Source organism: Nocardia sp. IFM 10818 (assembly GCF_054655275.1).
This window is the reverse complement of sequence record NZ_BAAHJH010000001.1, coordinates 1672755-1695365: the sequence shown is the minus strand read 5'-3', so window position 1 is coordinate 1695365 and position 22611 is coordinate 1672755. Positions and strand designations below refer to the sequence as shown.

General features: G+C 68.5%; 22 protein-coding genes. 8 read left to right on the top strand and 14 right to left on the bottom strand.

Annotation, left to right across the window (positions count from 1 at the left end):
• Positions 1–47: 47 nt before the first annotated feature.
• Positions 48–1361, bottom strand: a complete 1314-nt coding sequence (locus ACYQ5L_RS07500) for a family 1 glycosylhydrolase (RefSeq protein ID WP_459956564.1) — start codon at positions 1359–1361, stop codon at positions 48–50.
• A 67-nt stretch (positions 1362–1428) separates the two neighbouring features.
• Between ACYQ5L_RS07500 and ACYQ5L_RS07495 the strand changes: the two genes are divergently transcribed.
• Complete coding sequence (locus tag ACYQ5L_RS07495) at positions 1429–2019, top strand: TetR/AcrR family transcriptional regulator (protein ID WP_459956562.1); 591 nt, start codon at positions 1429–1431, stop codon at positions 2017–2019.
• On the opposite strand, the gene ACYQ5L_RS07490 is transcribed toward ACYQ5L_RS07495, so the two are convergent.
• Positions 2012–2653, bottom strand: a complete 642-nt coding sequence (locus ACYQ5L_RS07490; protein WP_459956560.1) for a helix-turn-helix domain-containing protein — start codon at positions 2651–2653, stop codon at positions 2012–2014. The genes ACYQ5L_RS07495 and ACYQ5L_RS07490 overlap by 8 nt on opposite strands.
• A 356-nt stretch (positions 2654–3009) precedes the next feature.
• On the opposite strand from ACYQ5L_RS07490, the gene ACYQ5L_RS07485 reads away from it, so the two are divergent.
• On the top strand, positions 3010–3816 hold the full coding sequence (locus tag ACYQ5L_RS07485) for an MBL fold metallo-hydrolase (RefSeq protein WP_459956558.1): 807 nt from the start codon (positions 3010–3012) through the stop codon (positions 3814–3816).
• Positions 3807–4220 (top strand): nuclear transport factor 2 family protein, encoded by a 414-nt coding sequence (locus ACYQ5L_RS07480; protein WP_459956556.1) that lies wholly within the window; start codon positions 3807–3809, stop codon positions 4218–4220. Before ACYQ5L_RS07485 ends, ACYQ5L_RS07480 begins: the two co-directional genes overlap by 10 nt.
• Before the next feature lie 62 nt (positions 4221–4282).
• On the opposite strand, the gene ACYQ5L_RS07475 is transcribed toward ACYQ5L_RS07480, so the two are convergent.
• Positions 4283–4939, bottom strand: a complete 657-nt coding sequence (locus ACYQ5L_RS07475; protein WP_459956554.1) for a disulfide bond formation protein B — start codon at positions 4937–4939, stop codon at positions 4283–4285.
• A gap of 25 nt (positions 4940–4964) precedes the next feature.
• The gene (locus ACYQ5L_RS07470; protein ID WP_459956552.1) at positions 4965–5126 is read right to left on the bottom strand and encodes a hypothetical protein; all 162 of its coding nucleotides are present in this window, start codon (positions 5124–5126) and stop codon (positions 4965–4967) included.
• 233 nt (positions 5127–5359) lie between these two features.
• On the opposite strand from ACYQ5L_RS07470, the gene ACYQ5L_RS07465 reads away from it, so the two are divergent.
• Positions 5360–6394 carry a fused (3R)-hydroxyacyl-ACP dehydratase subunits HadA/HadB gene (locus ACYQ5L_RS07465; protein WP_459956550.1) on the top strand — a complete coding sequence of 345 codons (1035 nt, stop codon included), beginning with the start codon at positions 5360–5362 and terminating at the stop codon, positions 6392–6394.
• Between the two features lie 23 nt (positions 6395–6417).
• Here the strand turns inward: ACYQ5L_RS07465 and ACYQ5L_RS07460 are convergent, their stop codons facing one another.
• From ACYQ5L_RS07460 to ACYQ5L_RS07440, 5 genes are all read right to left on the bottom strand, one after another.
• Complete coding sequence (locus ACYQ5L_RS07460; RefSeq protein ID WP_459956548.1) at positions 6418–7938, bottom strand: YfcC family protein; 1521 nt, start codon at positions 7936–7938, stop codon at positions 6418–6420.
• The gene (locus ACYQ5L_RS07455; protein WP_459956546.1) at positions 7935–9284 is read right to left on the bottom strand and encodes a M20/M25/M40 family metallo-hydrolase; all 1350 of its coding nucleotides are present in this window, start codon (positions 9282–9284) and stop codon (positions 7935–7937) included. Before ACYQ5L_RS07455 ends, ACYQ5L_RS07460 begins: the two co-directional genes overlap by 4 nt.
• Before the next feature lie 206 nt (positions 9285–9490).
• Positions 9491–10465 (bottom strand): Rossmann-fold NAD(P)-binding domain-containing protein, encoded by a 975-nt coding sequence (locus ACYQ5L_RS07450; protein ID WP_459956544.1) that lies wholly within the window; start codon positions 10463–10465, stop codon positions 9491–9493.
• 11 nt (positions 10466–10476) lie between these two features.
• Positions 10477–11898: a pyridoxal phosphate-dependent aminotransferase gene (locus ACYQ5L_RS07445; protein WP_459956540.1), complete on the bottom strand. Its 1422-nt coding sequence runs from the start codon at positions 11896–11898 to the stop codon at positions 10477–10479.
• Positions 11895–12917 (bottom strand): helix-turn-helix domain-containing protein, encoded by a 1023-nt coding sequence (locus tag ACYQ5L_RS07440; RefSeq protein ID WP_379202688.1) that lies wholly within the window; start codon positions 12915–12917, stop codon positions 11895–11897. Before ACYQ5L_RS07440 ends, ACYQ5L_RS07445 begins: the two co-directional genes overlap by 4 nt.
• Before the next feature lie 386 nt (positions 12918–13303).
• On the opposite strand from ACYQ5L_RS07440, the gene ACYQ5L_RS07435 reads away from it, so the two are divergent.
• The 3 genes from ACYQ5L_RS07435 (at position 13304) to ACYQ5L_RS07425 (ending at position 15126) form a co-directional block, all read left to right on the top strand.
• On the top strand, positions 13304–13669 hold the full coding sequence (locus tag ACYQ5L_RS07435; RefSeq protein ID WP_459956538.1) for a hypothetical protein: 366 nt from the start codon (positions 13304–13306) through the stop codon (positions 13667–13669).
• 20 nt (positions 13670–13689) lie between these two features.
• Entirely contained in the window at positions 13690–14235 is a 546-nt protein-coding gene (locus ACYQ5L_RS07430) for a hypothetical protein (RefSeq protein ID WP_459956536.1), read from the top strand.
• 129 nt (positions 14236–14364) lie between these two features.
• The gene (locus ACYQ5L_RS07425; protein ID WP_459956534.1) at positions 14365–15126 is read left to right on the top strand and encodes a chymotrypsin family serine protease; all 762 of its coding nucleotides are present in this window, start codon (positions 14365–14367) and stop codon (positions 15124–15126) included.
• Between the two features lie 27 nt (positions 15127–15153).
• On the opposite strand, the gene ACYQ5L_RS07420 is transcribed toward ACYQ5L_RS07425, so the two are convergent.
• The 3 genes from ACYQ5L_RS07420 to ACYQ5L_RS07410 all read right to left on the bottom strand — a co-directional run bounded on the left by ACYQ5L_RS07420 (position 15154) and on the right by ACYQ5L_RS07410 (position 18894).
• A complete protein-coding gene (locus ACYQ5L_RS07420) occupies positions 15154–16209 on the bottom strand; it encodes an aminotransferase class V-fold PLP-dependent enzyme (RefSeq protein WP_459956532.1) in 1056 nt (351 codons plus the stop codon).
• Positions 16210–16284: 75 nt separating this feature from the next.
• Positions 16285–17787, bottom strand: a complete 1503-nt coding sequence (locus ACYQ5L_RS07415; protein ID WP_459956531.1) for a flavin-containing monooxygenase — start codon at positions 17785–17787, stop codon at positions 16285–16287.
• A gap of 93 nt (positions 17788–17880) precedes the next feature.
• Positions 17881–18894 (bottom strand): AurF N-oxygenase family protein, encoded by a 1014-nt coding sequence (locus tag ACYQ5L_RS07410; protein ID WP_459963347.1) that lies wholly within the window; start codon positions 18892–18894, stop codon positions 17881–17883.
• A gap of 88 nt (positions 18895–18982) precedes the next feature.
• Between ACYQ5L_RS07410 and ACYQ5L_RS07405 the strand changes: the two genes are divergently transcribed.
• Positions 18983–20182 (top strand): PucR family transcriptional regulator, encoded by a 1200-nt coding sequence (locus ACYQ5L_RS07405; RefSeq protein ID WP_459956529.1) that lies wholly within the window; start codon positions 18983–18985, stop codon positions 20180–20182.
• Here ACYQ5L_RS07405 and ACYQ5L_RS07400 read toward each other — a convergent pair.
• Positions 20173–21975 carry an AMP-dependent synthetase/ligase gene (locus ACYQ5L_RS07400; RefSeq protein ID WP_459956527.1) on the bottom strand — a complete coding sequence of 601 codons (1803 nt, stop codon included), beginning with the start codon at positions 21973–21975 and terminating at the stop codon, positions 20173–20175. The two genes, ACYQ5L_RS07405 and ACYQ5L_RS07400, sit on opposite strands and share 10 nt — an antisense overlap.
• Positions 21976–22183: 208 nt before the next feature.
• The gene (locus ACYQ5L_RS07395; protein ID WP_459963346.1) at positions 22184–22573 is read right to left on the bottom strand and encodes a MarR family winged helix-turn-helix transcriptional regulator; all 390 of its coding nucleotides are present in this window, start codon (positions 22571–22573) and stop codon (positions 22184–22186) included.
• Positions 22574–22611: the final 38 nt, after the last annotated feature.

Genomic DNA, 22611 nt, shown 5'->3' with positions numbered 1-22611 from the left:
CCCGTGTCCTGATGAGCCGCGGGTTCCCGGCGCTCTGTTCGCGCCGATCAGCGCGGTACCGCTACGCCGTCGAGGCAGCTGTCGAGAGCATCGACCAGTGAGCAGTCCTTGGGGGCGCGGGTGGGCCGGTAGTCCGCGGGAACACCGCCGGCGCGGGTGATCTCGGTATAGGCCGGGACCGCGTCGGTGGGGCGGCGGGTCAGCGCGGGATCGGTCAGCACGTCGACGGTGTAGAGGCCGAAACGGGGTGTGTAGGAACCCCATTCGTAGTTGTCGGTGAGGCTCCAGTAGTTGTAGCCCATGACGTTCATGCCATCGGCCTTGGCGCGCTGGATCCAGTACACGGTGTCGCGCAGGTCGTCGGCGCGGGTGTAGCCGTCCGGGCGGGGCAGGCCGTTTTCGGTGGGCATGCCGTTCTCGACGATATAGAGCGGCTTGCCCGGGAACACGCGCGAATAGTGCCGCAGCGCGAAGTAGATGCCCTCGGGCTGCAGGGTGTTCTTCCACAGCTCCGGGCCGATCGCGCGCGGGTCGTCCGGTGACATGCCGTAGTAGTAATCGATGCCGATGTAGTCGAGCCGGCCGGCGATGGCGCTCATGAGCGGGCCGTTGACCGCGTCCTCGGCCGCGGGCACATAGGCGACATTGCTGGTGACCATCGCGCCGGGGTGCACCCGGTGGATGTAGTCGTAGATGTCGTTGTGCGCCTGCCCGATCCGCTCCCGCATGACGGGCAGCGCGGTCGCGGGCAGACCGCCGTGCATGATCTCGTTCGCCATGTACATGACGGGTTCGTTGAAGGTGACCCAGAGCGGGTCGTATTTCGCGAAGCGATCCACGACCACGCGGGCATTGGCCAGCCAGTCGGCGACGATGCCCGGGTTGGTCCAGCCGCCGCGATCGGCCTCCCAGCCCGGGTACACCCAGTGGTCGAGGGTGATCATGGGGCGCATGCCCGCGGCGGTGATCGCGCTCAGCACGTCGTCGTAGAACCGCAGCCCGTTCTCGTCCCAGGCACCGCGTTGCGGCTGCACCCGCGCCCATTCGACGCCGATCCGGTAGACGCCCACGCCCAGCTCATCGGCGAGCCGGATATCCGAGCGATACCGCGAGTGGAAGTCAATCGAATCCCGGTACGGGTCCGGGGTTTTCCCCTCCGCGATATAGCGCGTCCAGTTGCTGTCGGGCGCATGACCTTCGGACTGGAAGCCCGAGGCCGCCACGCCCCACAGGAAGTCGTCCCCGAGCGGTGCGACCCGCGCGGGCGGTTCCGGCGCGGCGGACGCGGGTGCGGCGGTCTGCGCGAGCGCGGCGGCGACGGCGAGGGCGACGAGGGCAAGACTGCGGCGACGGCATCTCATATCGAAAACCGTACAACGCTCGGTTTTCGAGGGCAACGGCCGCCCCGGCAGTGCTTACACTCGGACGGTGGCGAAACGCGGTCCCTACGGCAAAGGCATCGAGCGGCGCGAGCAGATCCTCGAGGCCGCGCTGAAAACCATTGCCGAACGGGGCTTTCTCGCCACCTCGGTGGCCGAACTGGCGGCGGCCGTCGGCCTGAGCCAGAGCGGGCTGCTGCACTACTTCGGGTCCAAGGAAGAGCTGTTCGTCGCCATCCTGCGCAAGCGCGACGAGATCGATGCGGCCGCCGCGGCCGGCGAGCCCACGCCCGAGGCTCTCATCGGCATCATCCACCGCAACGCCCGGGTGCCCGGGCTGATCGAGCTCTTCACGCACATGCAGGCCGCCGCGGCCGATCCCCGCCACCCGGCCCACGACTACATGCGCGAGCACTACCGGCGCAGCGCCGAGGGCTTCGTCCGCTTCCTGCGGCGCTTACAGGAGACCGGCGAGGTGCCCGCGCACCTCGATCCCGAGGCCACGGCCACCATGTTCCTGGCCCTCGCCGACGGTTTGCAGTCACGCTGGCTGATCGATCCGGGCATCGATATGGCCGCGCAGCTGGAACTGGCCTGGCGCACGCTGGTCGAACCGGGCGGCGAGCGGCCCGTCAGCTGACACCGGTCCGGGTGCGCTCGCGAAAGGCCATGGGGGTCACGCCCGCCCGCTGCTGAAAGTACTTGGAGAAGTTGGAGGCGTCGTCGAAGCCGAGTTGATCGGCGATGCGCGCGACCGGGTCCCGGCCGTGGGCCAGCAGGCGCTTGGCCTCCAGGACGATGCGCTCGTCGATCATCTGCTTGGCGCTGAGCCCAGTGTTCTCGCGCGCCAGGCGGTTCAGGGTCCGGGTCGAATAGCCCAGCCGCGCGGCATAATCGGCGACCTGATGGCGGGCGCGGAAGGCCACCTCCAGCTCTTCGCGGAACCAGATGAACGCCTCCCGCGTCGGCCGCGCATGACGGCCGCCGCCCGCGGGCACGGCCGTCATCAGCAGCAGGAGCGCGGCACAGAGCAGCCGGACGCGGGCGGCATCGCGAAGACCGGTGCCGGGCAGTTCATCCGGGACCGCGCCGGAGCCGTGCAGTGCGTCGAGCACCGGGCCCGCGGCACTGCGCGCCAGCGCCGCGGACGGCCAGTGGTTCGGGGTGACCACTCCGGCGGATCGGATGAGCTCCCGGGTTCCGGGGTCGACGGCGGTGGGGGTGAACAGCAGCACCGGCCCGTCGATAGCCGCGATGGCGCCCCACTGCTGCACCTGCCCGGCCCGGATCCAGAGCAGGTCGCCCCCCCAGCCGGTACTCGGTGAAATCGACGGTGTGCACGGCCGTACCGTTCTCGATACGGATCAGCACATCGAATTCCAGGCGTTGCGGTGTCCGGAACTCGTCCGGCCCGCCGCGCTCGCGCATGCGGGCCAGGGAGGTGAGCTCGATCTCCCCGGTCACCCCGGGTGGCGGCGCATAGCGGACCGCGCGAATGGCGTCCTGCGGGGTCTGTCCCATTTTCACCATGATACGTCCAGCATCGACCGTGAAAAGCGCTGCTCACAGCCCTAACGTCGATCTCGAAGGCCACAAAATGACCTGAACGACTCGCTGGAAGGGAAATACCATGACCGCTCTCGAGTACCGCATCATCGATTCGGCCGACTCCTCGCTGAACAAGACCAGCGTGCTGGTGACGGGTCCGCAGGAGGCCCTGGTGGTGGATGCCGGGTTCACCCGCGCCGACGGACACCGCATCGTCGCCGAGGTGCTCGACTCCGGCAAGCGGCTCACCACCGTGCTGATCACCGGCGGCGATCCGGACTTCTACTTCGGCGCGGAGATCATTGCCGACTCCTTCCCGGAAGCGACGTTCCTGGCACCCGTCGACGTGATCGAGCACATCCGCGCCAGCTATGCGGGCAAGTTGCAGGCGTGGTCGCGACTGGGGACCAACCTGCCCACCCGGCTGGTGGACATCACGCCGCTGACCGCGCCCACCCTGACCGTGGACGGCGTCACGCTGGAAATCCGCCGGGGCAGCACCGAACTGGGCGACCGCGCCTGGTACGTCTACGACCCGGCCGGGCGCGCCGTCCTCGGCGGCGTTCTGCTCTTCGAGGGCCTGCACGTGTGGACCGCCGATACGCCGACCGTGGCGCAGCGCGCCGCCTGGATCCGCGCCCTCGACGAACTGGAAGCGCTGCAACCCGCCTTCGTGGCCGCCGGCCACCGCCTCGCCGGCACGCCCACGGACCTCACCGCCATTCATCACACCCGCGACTACCTGCGCCTGTTCGAGAAGGCCGTCGCCGACTCCCCCGATGCCGCCGCCGCGGAGGCCACCCTGCTGGCCGCCTATCCGACCGACGGCCTGCAGCTGGCCGCGAGCCTGGGCACCAAGGTCGCGAAGGGTGAGATGACATGGGGCTGAACACGATCGACGACCACTCCCCCGCCGCCGTGGTCCGCCGCCAGTACCTGGCCTCGGCCGCCGGCGATCTGGCGGCGCTGCGGCAGACGCTCGCCTCCGATGTGGAATGGACCGAGATGGCCGGATTCCCGCTGGCGGGCACCTATCGCACCCCGCAGGGCGTCACCTCGAACGTCATGGAGAAACTCGGCGCCGACTGGTCCGATTGGACCGCCCACGACGACACCTACATCGTCGACGGCGAACACGTCGTGGTGCTGGCCCGCTACACCGCCACCCACAAGGACACCGGCAAGCCCCTGAATGTCCGTGTGGCGCACCATTTCACGGTGCGCGGCGGATTGATCGTCCGCTTCGAACAGTTCGCCGACACCGCACTGGTCCGGGACGCGGCGACCGCCTGACCGGACACGACCGCGCTCGCCGCACCGGATTCCGGTGCGGCGAGCGGTGCTTTGCCGGCGGTTCACCAACCGAGGTCGGTGAAGAACTGGTAGCCGGTGGGGTCACCGGTCATCTTCCAGTGCAGGCCCTGCAGGAAGAAGCAGGCGATCAGATTGGTGGCGGCGAAGGCGATCAGGATGGCGGGGGTGATTCTGGCGGCCCGCGCCAGCGCCTTGGAGGTGGCGGCCACCACACCGGGTTCGGTGAACTGGGTCAGGAAGAGCATGATGCCCGCGGCGATCACGGCGGCGACGAAGGTGATGAAAGCCCAGGTGTAGAGGTGCAAGCCGAACAGGGCGCCGGCGTAGCCGGGGTCATCGGGCGCGATGTGCATGAGGACCTGGGCGAGTGAGACGAAGCTGCCGAGTACGGCGGCGAGCACGGCCCAGCCCCAGCCGGTGGCGAATTCCCGGGTGGTGACCGTCCCGGTGCGGGAGCGGACGATGATCCAGACCGGTCCGATGGCGCTGAGCAGGAAGAACATTCGTTGCATCAGGCACATCGGGCAGGGATACTCCCAGAGGCCGAACTGGAAGGTGTAGGCGCCGGCCAGGGTGGCGCACATGCCGATCACATAGAGGTGCGCGAACCACAGACCGAGCCGATGCGACAGGCCGGTGGCGGCGGACTCGGTGGTACCGCGGCCGGTTTCGGTGGCGGGAATCGCGAAGGTGGTCATGGGAGCTTTCTCCTGGATGGTCGGCTTACAGGCCGAGGCTGAATCGGTGGTCGATGACGTGCGGCAGGAAGGCCAGCACGGACAGGGCGAGGGTCGCCGAGCAGAGCGACATGGCGTACCGGCGCGGCCGGTCGCGGACCACCGCCAGCACGCACAGCAGAACGAGTGCGAAGAGCAAGGTGTACATGGTGTCCTGGTTTCCTCGGGAATTCGGTCACCCCTTACTTTTCGCCTATCGGTTGCTGTCCGGTAGCGGCTTCGGGTCGATGCACCCATAGAGCAGAGCTATGACCAACCGGATTTCCGCCCCGGAAGGGGCCTCACACGGATACGGTTCGGCGATCGATCCCGATAACCAAGCAGCCGCTTCAAATTGGGACGGCCGCCTTCACCCTGAAGCCTGAACGAGGGGACGGACACGTGCGCAGCATCGATACCAGCTTCGAAACGCCATTCGATCCGGCGGCCCATGCGCGCTCGGTGGTCGGCCGGCGATATCGGGTGGACGACTTCTACGAGGTCGGCCGGGAGAAGGTCCGGGAGTACGCGGGGGCGGTGCAGGATTTCCATCCGATCCATTGGAACGATCAGGCCGCCAAGGACTTCGGCTACGCGGCCACCACCGCCTCGCCCACCTTCACCTGCCTGCTCGGCGGCATGGCCCGGCGCGCGCTCACCGAGATCCTCGCCGGCTACGACCTCACCGCCTCGGTGCAGACCGACCAGGTCTACGAATTCCACCGCCCGATCGTGGTGGGCGACCGGCTCACCGCCAATCTGTCGCTGCACTCGTTCCGGCAGGCCTTCGGCGGCGATCTGCTGGTCATCGAGATCGCGGTGACCAACCAGCTCGACGAGGCCGTGGTCACCACGCGCACCAGCCTCATCGCCCGCTCCGGGCGGGTCGCCGCGGACACCGGGACCACCGCGCTGCTGGCCGGCATCGTGCGCAGCGGGCCGCAGCCGCCGCGGGAACGGCTGATCGAGCTCCCCACCTGGCGGCCCGCCGTCGGCGCGCACTGGAGCACGCATGCCCGCGCCCTGCATTCGGTGGCGGCCGGGGACGAGCTACCCGGCCGCACGGTCAGCGTGGCGCTCGGCGATCTGGTGCACTACGCCGGGGTGGCCGAGGATCCGAATCCCATTCACTGGCACATCGACGCCGCCCGCCTGTTCGGGCTGGAGCGCGGGGTGGTCGCGCACGGCATGCTGACCATGGCCTACGGGGCCGGGTTCATCACCTCGTGGCTGGGCGATCCCGGTGCGCTGCGGCAGTACAGCGTCCGCATGACCAGCCCGGTCTATGTGGCCGACGACCGGCCCAGCAGCGTCGAATTCAGCGGCCGGGTCAAATCCGTGGATCCCGATGCGCACACCGCGACCGTCGCGCTCACCGCACTGCACAACGGCCGCAAGATCTTCGGGCGGGCCACGGCCGTCGTGCAGCTGTCCTGAGCACGGTGCACCTGTCCTGAGGCTCAGCCGATCCAGGCCGCCACGGCCAGGAAGACGCAGATCAGGACGAACAGGATTGCCATGAGCGGTGCGACGAACTTGACGTACCGGTCGTAGCGCACCTTCGCCAGGGCGATGCCACCGGTCACGACGGCGGTCGTCGGCGTGACCAGATTGGCCCAGCCGGACGCCGACTGCCAGGCCGTCACCACCAATGACCGTGGCACATTGGCGAAGTCGGCCAGCGGAGCCATGATCGGCATGGCCAGCGTGGCATGTCCGGAGGTGGACGGGATGAGGAAGGCGAGCGGGACGTTCACCAGAAAGATCCCGACCGCGAACAGCGCCGAGGACGTCCCGGTGACCACGCCTTCCAGGGCGTGCAGCACCGTGGCGGTGATCTGGGTGTTGTTCATGATGACGGTGACGCCGCGCGCGAGCACGATGACGATGCCCGCGCCGACGAAATCGCCGAAGCCCTTGCCGACCGACTCCGACATCTTGCCCTCGCCGAGACCGCCGACCAGGCCGATCACCACCGCGCCCACCAGGAACAGCGCGGTCAGCTCCGGGAAGAACCAATCCAATTGCCATGGATAGGATTTCGCGTCCGGACCGGCGATCACCGAGGCCCACGGAATAATCGAGAAGATCATGAACGCGAAGGTGAGCGCCACCAGCCAGAGCACCGCGATCTGCCGCCCGGTCATCGGATCCGGTTCGTGCTCTTCGGCTTTCACCTCCCGGTCCCCGGGCAGCCAGCCCGACCAGGACTTGTCCGGATCGCTCTTCACCCGGCGGGCGTACCAGAGCACATAGCCGACGGTGACGGCCGTCAGCGCCACGAACATGGCCACACGCAGCACAATGCCGTCGCCAATGGGGATTTCGGCCGCGGAGGAGGCGGTGCCGGTGGCGAACGGGTTGACCGTCGAGCACAGCACGCCGATGCCTGCGCCGCAGATGATGGCGCCGACCGCGGTCATGCGGTCGTAGCCGAGGGCGAGGGTGAGCGGCACCAGCAGTGCGTAGAACCCGAGGGTCTCCTCCGCGAAGCCCTCCACCGTGCCCGCGATGGCGAAGACCACCATGATGCCGACGATGAGCAGGAAGGCCTTGGCGCGCAGCTTGTAGGCCAACCGGCCGATTCCCGCGTCCAGAGCCCCGGTCGCGAAGGCCACGGTAATGAACGCGCCCACCGCGAGCACGAACAGGAAAACCGCTGCCGCACCGTACAACTCACCGGACATATCCGGGCCGACCTGCCCGGTCTGCGCGTCCTGCACGCCGTAGAGGCCGTTGATCGGCGCGAGGAACAGGTCCCGCAGCCGCTCGACGAAGCTCTTGGTGTGCTCGATCCGGTGATAGGACCCCGCGATCGGCCGCCCCTGGTCGTCCAGGTTGTACGCACCGGCCGGAATGAGGAAGGCCGCCAGCCACACCGCCAGGCTGACACCCGCGAGGATGGTGTAGGTGGAGGGGAACGAGCGCTTCTTCTCGTGCCGGGCCGGCGCCGGATCCGCTACCGCTGTCGCATCGCTCACTTGCGCATCCTGTCCGCGAAGAGTTGGAAGAACTCGGCCTCCGCGAGCGCCACATTGCCCAACTCGCTCAACAGGACTCGCTCATTGAAGCCGTGCATATTGCACTGGGAATCCTCGACGCCGAGCATGAGCACCTCGGCCCCCGGATTGGCGGCGGCCATCGCATTGGTCAGCGGAATGGAGCCGCCCATGGCCGAATCGACGACCTCGGCGCCCCACGCCCTGCCCATGGCCTCGCGCATTGCCGCGTACGCGGGACCGTTCGTGGCGGCGGCGAATCCGGCGCCCACATCACCGCCGGTGACGGTGAGCTCGATGCCGTAGGGCTTGACCTTGCGCAGGTGCTCGATGACGGCCCGCTGCCCCTCGGCCGGATCCTGTTCCGGATGCACGCGCACGTTCAGATATGCACGCGCGTACGGAACCACCGCGGAGGCAGCGGTTTTCGTGGGCGGGGCATCCAGTCCGATGACGGTGATGGCCGGGCCGTACCATATGCGCTCACCGATGGGGCCGGTGCCGAGCAAGGGCATTCCCGGCGCCATGCCGGTGATCTCGGCGAATTCGGCCTCGGTGTAGTCGGCCCCGGTCCAGGTGTCGCGGCGCAGGCCCGCGACGGCCACATTGCCGTCCTCGTCGTGCAAGGTGGTCAGCGCGGCCATGAGCGCCAGCAGGGCATCGGGCGCGGCGCCGCCGAACTGGCCCGAGTGCACCGGGCCGGCGAGCGTGCGCACCTCGACGAAGACATCGGCCACGCCGCGCAGAGCGGTCACCAGGGTGGGCGTGCCCGCGCGGATATTGCCGGCATCGCAGATGAGCAGCGCGTCGGCCTGGAACAGCTCCGGCTTCTCCGCCGGGTAGTCGTCGAAGGCCGACCCGTATTCCTCCTGCCCCTCGATGACGATGGTGACGCCGACCGGCGGTTTCCCGCCGAAGGCCCGCAGCGCGCCGATATGCGCCACCACATTGGCCTTGCAGTCGGCGGCCCCGCGCCCGTACATCGCCCCGTCCTTCATGGTCGGCGTGAACGGCGGTGTATGCCAAAGACTTTCGTCTCCGGACGGCTGCACGTCGTAATGCCCGTAGAGCAGTACGGTCGGCGCGCCCGGCGGGGCCGGAATCCGCCCGTACACGACGGGCGAGGTATCGGGCAGGTTCAAGACCTGTAGGTCGCTGACACCCGATTTGCGCAATTCCTCGGCTACCAGGTCGTGCGCGCGCCGCACATTCTCCTCGGGATAGTCCGGGAAGGCGATCGACGGGATGGCGACGAACTGCTCCAGCAGTTCGGTCAACTCCGGCAGGAGGCCGCCAATGGCGCCTCGAAGGTCCGTGCGCTGGTCCACCAGGACATCGAACCACCCCGGTCCGGGAATACAGCGAATCTTCGGCGATCTTTTTTCAACCGAGACCGGCGGTCCGGTGAATGGTGCGGAGGCGCCATCCACCGGACCTCGTATCCGATATCCCGGTCAGACCGGGCATTTCAAACAGTAGGACGTCGCGATCGCTCCGATCATGACTTCCTGCGCCAGCCTAAGGACCTACCGTGTCAATTCCGCAAGCCCGACCAGTCCAATCCGCTCCGCAGCGGCGGCAGTTCCTGGATGGCGGCGGCGGTCGCGGCCCCATAGGCGCGACTGGCCGTGTGCGGCACCGCCGACGGGTAGTTCGACCGATGCGTGACGAGCACGCCATTGTCCAGGTGCACGGTGGAGTTCGCCACGGTGGCCACGCTGTTGCCACCCGCCTTGGCCGTCAGGTCGACGACCACCGCGCCCGCGGTGAGGGCGGCCAGAGCCGTGTGGTCGAGCAGTCGCGGCGCGTGCGTGCCGCGCTGTCCGGCGGCGCAGATGACCAGTTCCGGGTCCATGTCGATGATCAAGCCGGTGATCGCCGCCGGGCTCGGGTGCACCAGGCAGTCCCGGGCGCCGTGAGCCATGGCCGTCGCCCGGTGCTCCGCGCGATGGGCAATGGCGACGGGCGGCTCATCGCCCCAGGCCCGTGCCTCGGCAATGGCCGCGAGTCCGGCTTGGCCGCAACCGAGTACGAGCACCCGGACCCGGCGCGTGCGGACCCGCTCGGGCAGCTTCGCGCGACCCTCCCGGTAGGCGACGCCGCCGGCGATGCGGCTCATGGCCGACAGCGGATCCGGCTGCGCCGCCTGCGCGTCGTACGACATGCGTTCGAAGGCAATCGATTCCACGCCCCGCGCGCGCAGCGCGGCAATGCGATCGCCGCGCTGCACCGGGTCCTGGAAGCCGATCAGCACCTGGCCGGGCCGCAGCGGCATCGAATCCAGGTCGTAGGCGGGCGGTTTCACCCAGGCGACCACATCGCAGCGGTCGAAGACCTGCTCGGGGCCGGGCACCAGATCGGCTCCGGCGGCGGCGTAGTCGGCATCGCTGAAGTCGGCGCGGGCGCCCGCGCCGCGCTCCACCACGATTGCCGCGCCCCGATCCGACAGCCGCGCCACGTCATCGGGCGTCAGCGCGACGCGCTGTTCGCCCGCCGCGGTCTCGCGCACCGCCCCGACGATCACGATGCCGCCGCCATCTCGGGAATCCGTCTCTCCAGCAGGGCGTCTCGATAGCGCAGGCCGTCGCGCATGCGCAGCACCAGGCATTCGAGCCGGTCGAAGAGCTCGCCGATCAGCTCCGGGTCCTCGCGGCCGGGGCCGAAGCGCGGAGCCACCACGTTGAGGCGTACAGCCGGGCGCGGTGATCCGGTGCGATCCAGTGCGACGCAATCGATTCCGGCCACCGTGAGCAGCAGGTCCTCCAGTTCGGAGCTGGTGCGCACCCCGGCGGCGGCCAGCAGCGCCGCCTCGAATTCGACGGTGAGGAACATGCCCTGCCGGGCGCCCAGCGGGCGCAGCAGTTCCGCACCGGCGCGGGTGTTGATGCCGTCGAGCAGCGCGCAGGCGCGGTCGATCTGGTCGCGCATGGTGCGGCGGTTGCGCGCCAGGTACTCCTCGGTGGTGTGCTCGATGGTCGCGCGCACCAGGTGCGTGGTCTCGCGCTGGCAGGCGACCTGCAGGCGGTTGCGGACCCGCGCCAGCCACGCCTTGTCGCCGGTGCAGGCCGCGCCCAGTTTGCAGGGCCCGAACGCGTTGTACGCCTTGGAATTACCGGTGATCGTCAACACGTGGTCGTAGAGCCGGACCGGGCCGTCCGCGGTGGGCACGGTGACGGCGGCGATCGGAATGTGATCGTCCACCAGCAGATCGAAGGACATATCGCAGATGACCGGCACCCGCGCCTCGATCAGCACCCGGCCGATCTCGATCAGCTCGTCGACGGAGTACCGCGCGACCACCGGATTGCCGGGCAGGGTGAGCAGCACGCCGCACAGATCCCCTTGGCGCGCATGATGTTCCAGGGTGGCGGCCAGCGCCCGCGGATCTATCTTGAACTGCGCATCCGGCGTCGCCGCGCTGGCGACCATCCGCAGATCGTATTTGGCCACATGCACACTGGCGCTCTTGTAGTACCCCTCCGGGCACACCAGCACCCCGCCGGGGCGGGCGATGGTGGCGACCGCCTCTTCCAGCAGGACGGTGCTCGAGTACGGGCACACGATGACCTCGGACAGATCGATCGGGACCCCGGCCAGTTCCGGCGCGGGCGCCGACAAGCGCCGGAACAGCTGCTCCGCGGCCAGCTTTCGGAGCACCACCGGCTGCTTCTTGTCGTACAGCGCACCGTCGAGGTACTCCTCCGGCTGCGTCCGCGTCATCAGCTCCGTCCATGCGGCAGTGAGCGCGGCGGCGGCGGGTTCGTCCATCGGCACCCCGGCCTCGCCGTGGTAGGCGTCGATGACGCCGCGATAGGCGGGCGTCCGAAGGCCCGGAAACCGGGGGGCCGGGCCGAGGTAAGCGCGGGCGGCCTTCTTACGCTCATCGGAGCGGGTCGTCATGCGCACCGGGTCCGGGCACAGCCGTGCCTGGGATTCGGTCACGGGTGATCGCCTTCGACGGGCGGCTCACCCTCGTCGTTCCAAGCCTGCCGCAGCGCGGTGCGGAACAGGTTGCGACAGTCGTCCTGGCCGAGCCGCTGGAACGCGGCCAGCTGCGGCAGGGCGGCGATGTCGTTGACCACGAGGGCCATTCCGACGCTCCTGAGATCGTAGAGTTTGTTGAACCTGGTCTGTGCGAACTGAATATCGTGCTTCAGTGCGGAGAAACGGGTCGCGACCCGTTCCCGGCGGGCGTAATCGTATTCGCCGGTTGCCACATAGTTCTCATCGACGATCAACATGCTTTGCGCGTTGCTCGCGAAACGGCGATTGACCAGTACCGTTTCCACACCCGCGCGCACCTGTTGCCAGAGCTTGTCCTCATAGGACTCGACATCGGCGATATCGTCCAGAACATACAACCGCCGCACCCACACCCCGGCGCCGGCCAGCCGCAGAATTTCGGCGTGGTACTCATCGCCGACATCGCCGCTGATGGTGCCCAGGTCGGCGGTGTGAATGGCGCAAATGGCCTGCTGGGCGCGGCCCAGCACGGCCAGCCAGTCATTGATGGTGTTCCATTCCCACACCGTGGCGCTGCCCGAGGGAATCTGGGTCAGCACCTCCTCGGCGCGCTCCAGCTGGCGTTCGGCGATGAAGCGCAGCGGCGCGACCTCCGCACGCGCCGCATTGGCATTGACAATGCTCTCCGCGATGGTCAGCACGCGTTCGACCGCGGCCGGATCCTTGCCGAGCAGAATGCTGAAGCGCATCCGGAGTTCACTGCCCGCGAGATCGGCGTCGGTTTCGGTGCCGGCGGTGGGCAGCCGCTCACCGAGCACCGAACTGAGTCGCTCCCGGAGCGCGAGAGGTGGTACGCGAGTACCGTTTTCGATCTGCTGGATCAGACTGCGCGAGCAGCCGGTCTGGTCGGCCAGTGCCTGTTGTGTGAGGCGGCGCTCCTCGCGGAGCCGGCGCACCAGCTTGCCGACCTGCTCACCGTCCGAGGCCGAGCGGGACATGCTGCGTCTCCCATCCATCTGCATCTCTGCGCCCAGAACGTGTCATGCCGGACCCATCCTAAGCATGAGGTGTCAAACGTGCCACATAACTAGAGAGAGTTTTCCGATTGGTTCGGATAGGACCCCGAACAGCGTTACAAGACAAGGACCTTGATCCCTCCTGGACGTTTGTCAAGAGCTTGACACTCGCCTCTTGCGCCGAAATCCTGAGCCAATCTGCGTATCTACAAGCATATTCACGATACCGAGTATCTTCACTGATACTTTTCGAGCACATCATGATTTTCAATGGCTTTGCACGACACAAATACTCGCTTTCAGTCATCAGTGTCGTGCCCTAGCATTAATGGCACAGGCCCTTCTGAAGCAGGAGGTGTTCGCACCCCATGGCCCTCACCATCACGCCCTGGTCGATCTCCAGTGACCTGACTCCCGAAATCGCCGTGTGCGCAATCGATTCCACCGACGTCTGGATTCTGAGCTGGCTGTCGGAGCGCGAACTCACCCGCGAGCAGGCCATCAGCGGTATGGCCCTCGACGAAATCCTGAGCGATCCCGAACCGGCCGACAGCGAACAGGCCCTGGCCATGGCCGCGGTGCACGCCGCCGAGCTGGGCATCTCGCTGCGGGAAGTGGTTGTGCGCCTGTCGGTTCGAGTGGCGCAGCGCGATCTGCACCGCGGCGGGCACGGCCCCGGCTACGCCCATTTCCGGTCGCACCGGCGCGGCGCCACCGCGCCGGTCCGCCCCTGACCCTCGACGCCGGGGCCACCATGTACGCCGATGCCACACCCCGATATCTGCGCCGCCGGTCCAGCCTCGTCGGCACCGTGACCACGGACCCCGTCCCCATGGAAATGCGGGTGCTGCAACCGTTCTGGTTCGTGCTCGCCACCTTCCTGCTGGTGCTCGAGGCCATTCCGCCGCTGCCCCGCACGGTCATGGCGGCGACGCTGGGCGGGGTGCTGGCCGCGGCCGGCTGCGTGCACACGGCGGCGCGTTCGCGCTCGACGCCGATCGCGCGCATCGCGGGCCGGCTGGCGCCCGTCCGCTCCCGCACCGGGCTGCGGCTGGGCCTCACCGATGACGCGGGCACGCCCTGGAGCCTGCACTTCCTGCCCTGGTACGGGCACGACCTGCGGCGCGGCGATCCGGCCTTCGCCGAGGGCTACTCCCGGCGCGGCGGCGAGTTCCGGGCCTCGAGCCTCACCAATATCCGGACCGGGAGCCGGCACATCTCCCGCTGGGCCATGGCCTCGATCACGGCCGCGACCTGCACGGTGACGGTCGTGCTGCTGATCGTGAGCCCGACCGGATGACCTGCCCGCGAGGTACCGCTACCGGGAGGGGAGTAGCGGTACCGTCGCGGGACCGGATCCCACGAGTGCGCCGACCGGCCGATTCGATCCACCAGTCCTGGGTAGCCTGCACTACGAACAATGATCCGGGTGCGGGTCCTATCGCAGGGCTGGCAAACTGGACGCAAACTCCAGGACGAGACGGACGGACGGTTCCAGATGCTCGGATTCACCCGGTGGGTGATTCCCGCCGTGGTCGCCGCCACGGTCGGGTTTTTCCCGGCCGCACCGGCTCAGGCCGGTCCGCCGGCGGCGCTCGGGGGCGGATCCGGCATCGTGCTCGGGGGCGGCGCCAAATGCAGCCTGACAACCATCGGCTACGACCGGGCGGGCCGCCTGGTCGGGTTCACCGCCGGGCACTGCGCCGAAGCGGGCACCCCGGTCTCGGGTGAGCAATTCCCGGATGCGGGCGTGGTGGGAGTCGTGGTGACCTCGGATGCCCAACTCGACTACGCGGTCATCGAATTCGACGCCGGCGCGGTCACGCCGCTGCGCACGGTGGGCGGCACCACCATCGCCGGCATCGGAGAACCCCCGCCCGCCGGGAATGTGGTCTGCCAGAACGGCCGCACCAGCGGACGCGCCTGCGGGCTGGTCTGGGCTTCCAGCCCGTACGGGTTCATCGATCAGGCGTGCTCGGGCTACGGCGATTCCGGCGGGCCGCTCACGGTGGGCGACCGGCTGGTGGGCATGGTCTCCGGCCCGCTGATCAACGACACCCGGGTGCTGCGCTTCAGCTGCACCGACGGCAACAATCCACTGCATACGCCGGTCATCGCCGTATCGTTCGACGCGGTCCGCTCGGTCGTGAACGCGAGCAAGGGCGTCGGAGCCGGATTCCAGCCCGTCTGACCCGGTAGTCCGGCCCGGCCGAAACCGCTACGCGGTCAGCACTTCCAGCGCCCGGTCGATATCCGCCTCGGTGTTGTAGAGGTGGCAGGCCAGCCGCAGCCGGCCATCGCGCACCGACCCGGTGACCTGCGCGGCCCGCAGCCGCTCCAAGGTGCCGGGCGCCACCTCGACCGACACGATGGCCGAATTCCCGAGCGGCAGCCCGAGTCCCGCCTGCAACCGCCGGGCCAGCGCCACATCGTGCCGCTGGATCTCCTCGATCCCGATCGACCGCACCAGATCCAGGCCGATCCGCTGCGCGGTCAGAATGGACCACACCGGCGACACGTCGAAGCGCCGGGCATCCTCGGCCTGCCGCAGCGGCGCGCCGTAGCAGGTCTCCAGCGGGGTGTAGCCGGAGTACCAGCCCGCGGCCAGCGGGCGCAGCGTGTCCAGCGCGGCATCGGTCCCGGCCAGGAAGGACATGCCCTTCGGGCCCAGCAGCCACTTGTGGCCGACGCTCACCACCCAGTCCGCGCCGGTATCGCGCACCGGCAGCCAGCCGGCCGCCTGACTGAGATCGAACAGCACCTTCGCCCCGCACGCGCGCGCCGCGGCCACCACGGCCGGCATGTCCACCAGACCGCCGTCGGCGGACTGCGCCACCGCGGCGGCCACCAGGGCGACGCCGGGGCGCACCGCAGCGGCCAGCTCCGCCAGCGGCACGGTGCGCACATCCAGGTCGGGCCGCACCAGGAAAGGCCAGATCACCGAGGTGAACTCGTTCTCGGGCACGACCACGGCCGCGCCCGCGGGCAGGCTCTGCGCCACCAGCCCGACCAGTTGCGAGACCTGCGAGCCGGTGGCGACCTGGTGCGCCTGGAATCCGGTCAGCTCACCGAAGGCGACCCGGCACTCGTGGACCAGATCATCGACCAGGATGTCGAGGTCGCCCCGGGACTGCCGCTCCGCGGCCTCGGCGAGGGCGGCGGCGCCGGGCTTCGGCAGCAGCCCGTAGCTGGCCGTATTGAGATAGGTCACCGCGGGCGCGAACATCTCCCGGGCGATGGCCGGAAACTGAACTGGAGTCGGCGCAATCGTCATCATCCCATCCTCCGAGCCCCGGAACCTGTCCGAAAGGTCCAGCAAGCCGGAAACTGGCATGATCTTGGAAGCGGTTCAGGCGGACCGGGTTTCGGCCGGTTCCGGAGCGGCCCGCCGCGCACCGCGGCCGAAGCGCAGGATGCCGTCCTCCAGCGCGCCCTTGCGCAGCAGCGCGCGATCGCGGAAGTAGTTGTTGATGACCATCCACGGCCCACGGGTGCCCTGCCGGGGCATGACGCCGTCGCCGCGCTGGATGTAGCCGGAGGTCAGCGCCCCGCCCATGAGGGATGCCTCGGACTTGTCGCCCGGTTCGGGAACCGCGACGACCTCGGTGTATCCGTTGTCGCGCATGTGATTGAGCAGGCGGCAGAAGTATTCGGCGGCCAGATCGGCCTTCAGTGTCCAGGAGGCGTTGGTGTAGCCGAGCACGACCATGAAGTTGGGGATATTGCCGAGCAGCGCGCCCTTGTAGGCCACCAGGTCCCGAGTCCGCTGCACTTCGCCGTCGATCTCGAGGTCCGCGCCGCCGAGCATCTGCACGGTCAGGCCGGTCGCGCTGATGACGATATCGGCCTCGAGCTCCTCGCCCGAGCGCAGGCGAATGCCGTGCTCGGTGAAGGTGTCGATGTGATCGGTCGCAATCGACGCCTTGCCGCTGCGCAGCACCCGGAACAGATCGCCATTGGGCACCACGCACAGGCGCTGATCCCACGGGTCGTAGCTCGGGGTGAAATGCTTCATGTCGATGCCCGGGCCGACCTGGGCCCGCACCGCCGCCAGCATGAGCTTGCGCGACAGTTTGGGATTGGTGCGCGAGAGCTGGTAGCTGGCCCGCTGCAGGGCGATATTGCGGGCGCGTCCGGCCTTGTAGGCCAGGGCGGCAGGCACTTTCGCCAGCTTCAGGCCGACCGCGACCGGATCGTCGGCGGGCAGCGCGGCAATGTAGGTGGGCGAGCGCTGCAGCATGGTGACGTGCGCGGCGTCCTTGCTCATGGCCGGGATCAGCGTGATGGCGGTTGCGCCGCTGCCGATCACGACGACCTTCTTACCGGTGTAGTCGAGATCCTCCGGCCAGTGCTGCGGGTGCACGATCCGCCCGCGGAAGTTCTCCTCACCGGGGAACTCCGGGCGATAGCCGTTGTCGTAGTCGTAGTAACCGGTGCAGCCGACCACGAAGTCGCTGGTGTAGGTCTCGGTCTTGCCGGTGCGCTCGTCGACGGCCTCGACGGTCCACAGCCCCCGCTCCGAGGACCAGCTCGCACGAGTCATCCTGCGGCCGAAGCGAATATGGTCGATGACGCCGTACTCCGCGGCGGTGTCCTCGATGTACTGCCGGATGTGCGGTCCGTCGGCCAGCACTTTGGTGCCGTGCCAGGGCCGGAAGCCGAAGCCGAAGGTGTACATATCGGAGTCGGAGCGAATGCCCGGATACCGGAACAGATCCCAGGTCCCGCCGATGGCGGTGCGCCGCTCCAGGATGAGGTAGCTGCGCCCGGTCTGCTCCTTGGTGAGATGGCAGGCCATGCCGATACCGGACAGGCCCGCGCCGATGATCAGTACGTCGACATGCCGCGTCATTGAGGTAACTCGCTTCGTCTGGTCGCGGCCGGACACCGGCGTCCGGCCGCACCGAGTATTACATGTTATTCCAGGTTACGTCTACCTGACCGGCTACGCCGCCCGGGCGCGACCCGCCCGCTCCGGCTCGGAGCGGTACCGCGTGACCGGGCCGTCGATGCCGAGCACCTTCCACACCTGCTTGGCCACCGGATTCATCAGCCCGATCCGCTTGGCCAGCGCCCGCACGTCGCCGAAATACCCGGCGAAGGTCTCCTTGGAATCGGGCAGTCCGAAGAAGACCTCCCGGCGCACCGCCGCCGGGATGCCGAACTCCCGGAAGAAGGCCCGCGGCGGCACGATGATGGCCCGCCCGCCGATCCACATGACAATCGGGAAGGCCAGCGACAGCACGAACTTGTTCAGCGGATTCGACTCCGGCACATGATGTTCCAGGAACTCGTGCGCGAAGGAGATGTGCCGCGCCTCCTCGGCGATGTGAATCGCCATGACGCCGCGCATGATCGGATGCACCTCCTCGCCGGCGCGCAGGATGGCCTTCTGGATGTGGTCGATCGGCTCCTCGCCCGACAACACGGCGATGAAGAACAGATTCGGGAACAGCGCGGCCAGCGGCGGGACCACATAGGTGAGCCGCTTGAGGATCGGCCCCATACCCGGCACATCCTTGCCGATGCGGTTCACCATCTCCTGGAACATCAGGGTGTGGTTGCACTCCTCGATGACCTCGTGGGTGCAGTACCGGAACTCCGGCGAACCATTGGGCAGCTTGAAGGTGTGCTGCACCATGCCGCCGATGAGCAGCGTCTCGAACTGCAGGCCCACCTTGGCGATATTGGCCTGCCGCCACAGCCCGATCTCGATCTTGCGCCGGTCCGGCAGTGCGAGATACCAGGGATGGCGGCCGAACATATCGCCGGATTTCGGCAGGATCCAGCGCGGGTCATCGGCGGCGACCTCGAAATCGGGGTTGTCCCAATCGATATCGGTGAAAGGATCGAAATGTTTGTCCACCGATCCCTGCGACAGCAGGAGCAGCTTCTCGGCGTACTGCCGAGCCAGCGCGACCACGGGATCGGTCTTCACGGGTGCCGACGTCATTGTCAGGGCCTCTCCAGAGACAGCAATTTAGATGTACCTCATGGTTACACCTACATTGGCGGGCCGTCAACAGCCGATATGTGATCATCGGACCATGGAATACCCCCGGACCGGCGCCTTCATGGTCCGCGCCTGCACCGCCCTCCTCGACCGGCTCGACGAGGTGGTGGACCGGGTGGTCACCGAAATCGAGCAGGTCGAGCCCGTCTACGGCGAACTGCGCCTGGTGGAGCGGGAGGAGCTGCGCCGGTCCAACAAGGCCAATCTCTCCGCCGTGCTCGGCTTTCTCGCCGGGAAACCCGGCGTGCACACCTCGACGCCCCGGGACACCGGTTACCGCCGCGCCGAGATCGGGGTGCCGCTGCCCGCGGTGCTGCGCGCCTATCGCATCGGCTCCGGCGTGGTCTGGGACGAGCTGCTGGCGGAGACCCGCGACGATCCGGATGACAATCGGGCGCTGCTCACCGCCGCCGCCGAGGTCTGGCAGCTGGTCGACGATTACTCCCAGGCCCTCACCGCCGGCTATCAGGAGGCCGTGGCCGAACAGCTGCGCCGCGATGCCCGCGCCCACGACGCCGCGCTGGACGCGCTGCTCACCGGCCAGGTCGAAGGGGCCCGCCTCTGGGAATGCGCCCGCACCCTGGGCCTCCCGCCGCAGGGCACCTACGCGGTCGTGGCGGCCACCGATGCCGAAGCCGCGGAAGCCCTTCCGGGGATCGCCAAGACCCTCTCGGTGCTCGGCGTCTCCTCGGCATGGCGGGTCCGGGCCGTCGGGCAGGTCGGAATCGTGGTTCTCACACCGCGATTCACCGAACAGCGGCTGCTGGCCATCCTCTCCGAGCGCGCCATCGGGCGGGTCGGCATCAGCTCACCCTTCCCCACCCTGACCGAGGCGCCGGCCGCGCTGCGGCAGTCCGAATTGGCCTGCGCCGCAACCCAGCCCGGCTCCCGCGAGGTCCTCCGCTACGACGACGCGCTGCTCCCGGTGCTGCTGGCCGGGTCGCCCGAGGTCGCCACCGCGCTGTCGCGCACGGTGCTGGGCCCGGTGCTGGCCCTGCCCGCGCACGATCGCGAGACCCTGCTGGACACCCTGCGCGCCTGGTTCGCCCACGACGGCGAGGTGTCCGCCATCGCGGCGGCCCAGTTCTGCCACCGCAATACGGTGCGCCTGCGCCTCAATCGGGTCGCGACCCTCACCGGCCGCCGCCTCACCTCGCCCCGCTCGGCCACCGAGATCCAGCTGGCGCTGGAAGCGCACCGGATCTTCGGCGGCGGGAGTGCGCGTCAGGCGTAGATGGCGCCGACCTCGGCGGCGTACTTCTCCAGCACGACGGCGCGCTTGAGCGACATCTTCGGGGTGAGTTCCCCGGTCTCCTGGGTCCAGTCCGTGGTGAGGATGCGAATCTTCTTGATGGCCTCTGCCTTCGAGACCTTGGCATTGGTATCGGCCACGGCGGCATTGATTTCCGCCAGCAGGGCCGGGTGATCGATCAGCGCGTCGATGGCGGTCTCCGCGGCCACCCCGTTGCGCTGCTTCCAGCCGGGCAGGGTTTCCGGATCGAGGGTGATGAGCACCGCCACGAACGGCTTGTTGTCGCCGACCACCATGCACTGGCTGATCAGCGGGTGCGCGCGCAGCGAGTCCTCCATCGGGGCCGGGGAGACGTTCTTGCCGGCGGCGGTGACGATGATCTCCTTCTTACGGCCGGTGATGGACAGGAACCCGTCGGAGTCCAGCGCGCCCAGGTCGCCGGTGTGGAACCAGCCGTCGGACAGGGCTTCCGCGCTGGCGGCGTCATTCTTCCAGTACCCGTTGAAGACCACATTGCCCTTGAGCAGGACCTCGCCGTCCTCGGCGATGCGCACGGCATTGCCCTCGATGGGCAGGCCCACGGTGCCGACGCGCATGTGGGTGGCGGTGTTCACGGTAATGGCGGCGCTGGTCTCGGTGAGGCCGTAGCCCTCGAAGACCGGAATGCCCACGCCGCGGAAGAAGTGGCCGAGCCGCGCGCCGAGGGGACCGCCGCCGGAGACCGCGCCTTCGCAGCGACCGCCCAGGGCCGCACGGAGTTTCGAGTAGACCAGCTTGTCGAAGACGGCGTGCTTGACGCGCAGCCCCAGACCCGGGCCGCCGGTCTGCTGGGCCTCGCTCCAGGCGATGGCGGTATCGGCGGCGAGATCGAAGATGCGGCCCTTGCCGGCATCGTGGGCCTTCTGCTTCGCGGCATTGAAGACCTTCTCGAACACGCGCGGCACGGCCAGGATGAAGTGCGGCCGGAAGGCGGCGAACTGGTCGGTCAGCGTGGTCCAGTCGGCGGTGTGCGCGACGGTGACCTTGGCACTCAGCGCGCCCACCGCGATGGCGCGCGCGAAGACGTGCGCCAGCGGTAGGAACATGAGGGTGGACTGCCCCTCCTTCATCAGATGGCGCAGCGCGATCTTGCCGGAGGCGGACTCGGAGAGCAGGTTCGCGTGGGTGAGCACCACGCCCTTGGGCCGCCCGGTGGTGCCGGAGGTGTAGATGAGGGTGGCCGGGGAGGCGGCGCGCACCCGGGCCCGGCGCTCGGCCAAAACCTCGTCGCCGAGGGACTTTCCGCGTTCGACGAGCTCGGCCACCGCGCCCGCGTCGATGCTCAGGGTCTCGCGCAGATCGGGGGTGGCAATGGTCGCGACGGTGGCCGCGTGCCGGTCGTTCTCGACGAGCAGCAGTTTGGTGGCGGAGTCCTCGAGGATCCAGCGGGCCTGCTCGGTGGCCGAGGAGTCGTAGATGGCGACCGTGCACGCGCCGGCGGTCCAGATGGCGTAGTCGATGAGCGTCCACTCGTAGCGGGTGGCGGCCATGATGGCCACGCGATCGCCGGCCTCGATGCCCGAGGCGATGATGCCCTTGGCCAGCGCGCGCACCTCGGCGGCGAACTGCGCGGCGGTGATATCGGTCCAGCCGCCGTCCCCCGGCGTGCGGAAGGCCACGAAATCAGGCGAATTCGCGGCGAGATCGTCGACGACGTCGGTCAGCGCCGCATCCTCGGCCAGTGCGTAGGACACCGGCACGTCGAATTCGCGGGGAGCAACCGTGGTGGAAACCATCTGCTGACGACCTCTCTGGGCACACTGACGGGCCGGGCGGTTTCCGGTCCGGGCCACAATGCTCCGATGGTGCGCTCTGGATCACAATGTGCGCGGGACCATTACAACGGGCCACGAAATGTGCGCCCGCCCACCCGGGCGTGTGGGCAGAGGTCCCAACCGGAATGACGAGGAGCACTGCCGACCAAGCGCTCGGAACCGCCGTGGGCTAGCGCGCGCGGGCGGAGGCCACGACCGCGTCGAGGCGGAGACCGAGCGCCTTGACCCGATCGCGCAGCGCGGTCACATCCTCGAGCGACATGCCGACGCGATCGAGCACGGTGCGGATCATGTCCTGTGCGGCGTGCTGGAGTTCCTCGCTGGCGGGAGTGGCGCGCAGGATGACCGCGCGCGCGTCCACCTCGCTGCGCACGCTCTCCACCAGGCCGCGGGTCTGCAGGCGGCCGACCAGCGGCGAGACGGTGCCGTAGTCGAGGTGGACGTGCTCGCCGAGCTCTTTCATGGTGATGCCCGGGCGCTCCCACAGCGCCAGCAGCACCAGATACTGCGGATAGGTGAGATGCATGGCGTCCAGGAACGGACGGTACGCCGCGGTCATGGACCGCGACGTGGAGTACAGCGCGAAACACAGCTGCG

Bases quoted from the DNA above. Each gene is read 5' to 3' on its own strand.
- ACYQ5L_RS07405 (WP_459956529.1), top strand. From the start codon at position 18,983: ATGGAATACCCCCGGACCGGCGCCTTCATGGTCCGCGCCTGCACCGCC.
- ACYQ5L_RS07400 (WP_459956527.1), bottom strand. From the start codon at position 21,975: ATGGTTTCCACCACGGTTGCTCCCCGCGAATTCGACGTGCCGGTGTCC.
- ACYQ5L_RS07480 (WP_459956556.1), top strand. From the start codon at position 3,807: ATGGGGCTGAACACGATCGACGACCACTCCCCCGCCGCCGTGGTCCGC.
- ACYQ5L_RS07470 (WP_459956552.1), bottom strand. From the start codon at position 5,126: ATGTACACCTTGCTCTTCGCACTCGTTCTGCTGTGCGTGCTGGCGGTG.
- ACYQ5L_RS07500 (WP_459956564.1), bottom strand. From the start codon at position 1,361: ATGAGATGCCGTCGCCGCAGTCTTGCCCTCGTCGCCCTCGCCGTCGCC.
- ACYQ5L_RS07440 (WP_379202688.1), bottom strand. From the start codon at position 12,917: ATGTCCCGCTCGGCCTCGGACGGTGAGCAGGTCGGCAAGCTGGTGCGC.
- ACYQ5L_RS07415 (WP_459956531.1), bottom strand. From the start codon at position 17,787: ATGACGCGGCATGTCGACGTACTGATCATCGGCGCGGGCCTGTCCGGT.
- ACYQ5L_RS07475 (WP_459956554.1), bottom strand. From the start codon at position 4,939: ATGACCACCTTCGCGATTCCCGCCACCGAAACCGGCCGCGGTACCACC.
- ACYQ5L_RS07420 (WP_459956532.1), bottom strand. From the start codon at position 16,209: ATGACGATTGCGCCGACTCCAGTTCAGTTTCCGGCCATCGCCCGGGAG.
- ACYQ5L_RS07395 (WP_459963346.1), bottom strand. From the start codon at position 22,573: ATGACCGCGGCGTACCGTCCGTTCCTGGACGCCATGCATCTCACCTAT.
- ACYQ5L_RS07430 (WP_459956536.1), top strand. From the start codon at position 13,690: ATGTACGCCGATGCCACACCCCGATATCTGCGCCGCCGGTCCAGCCTC.
- ACYQ5L_RS07485 (WP_459956558.1), top strand. From the start codon at position 3,010: ATGACCGCTCTCGAGTACCGCATCATCGATTCGGCCGACTCCTCGCTG.
- ACYQ5L_RS07435 (WP_459956538.1), top strand. From the start codon at position 13,304: ATGGCCCTCACCATCACGCCCTGGTCGATCTCCAGTGACCTGACTCCC.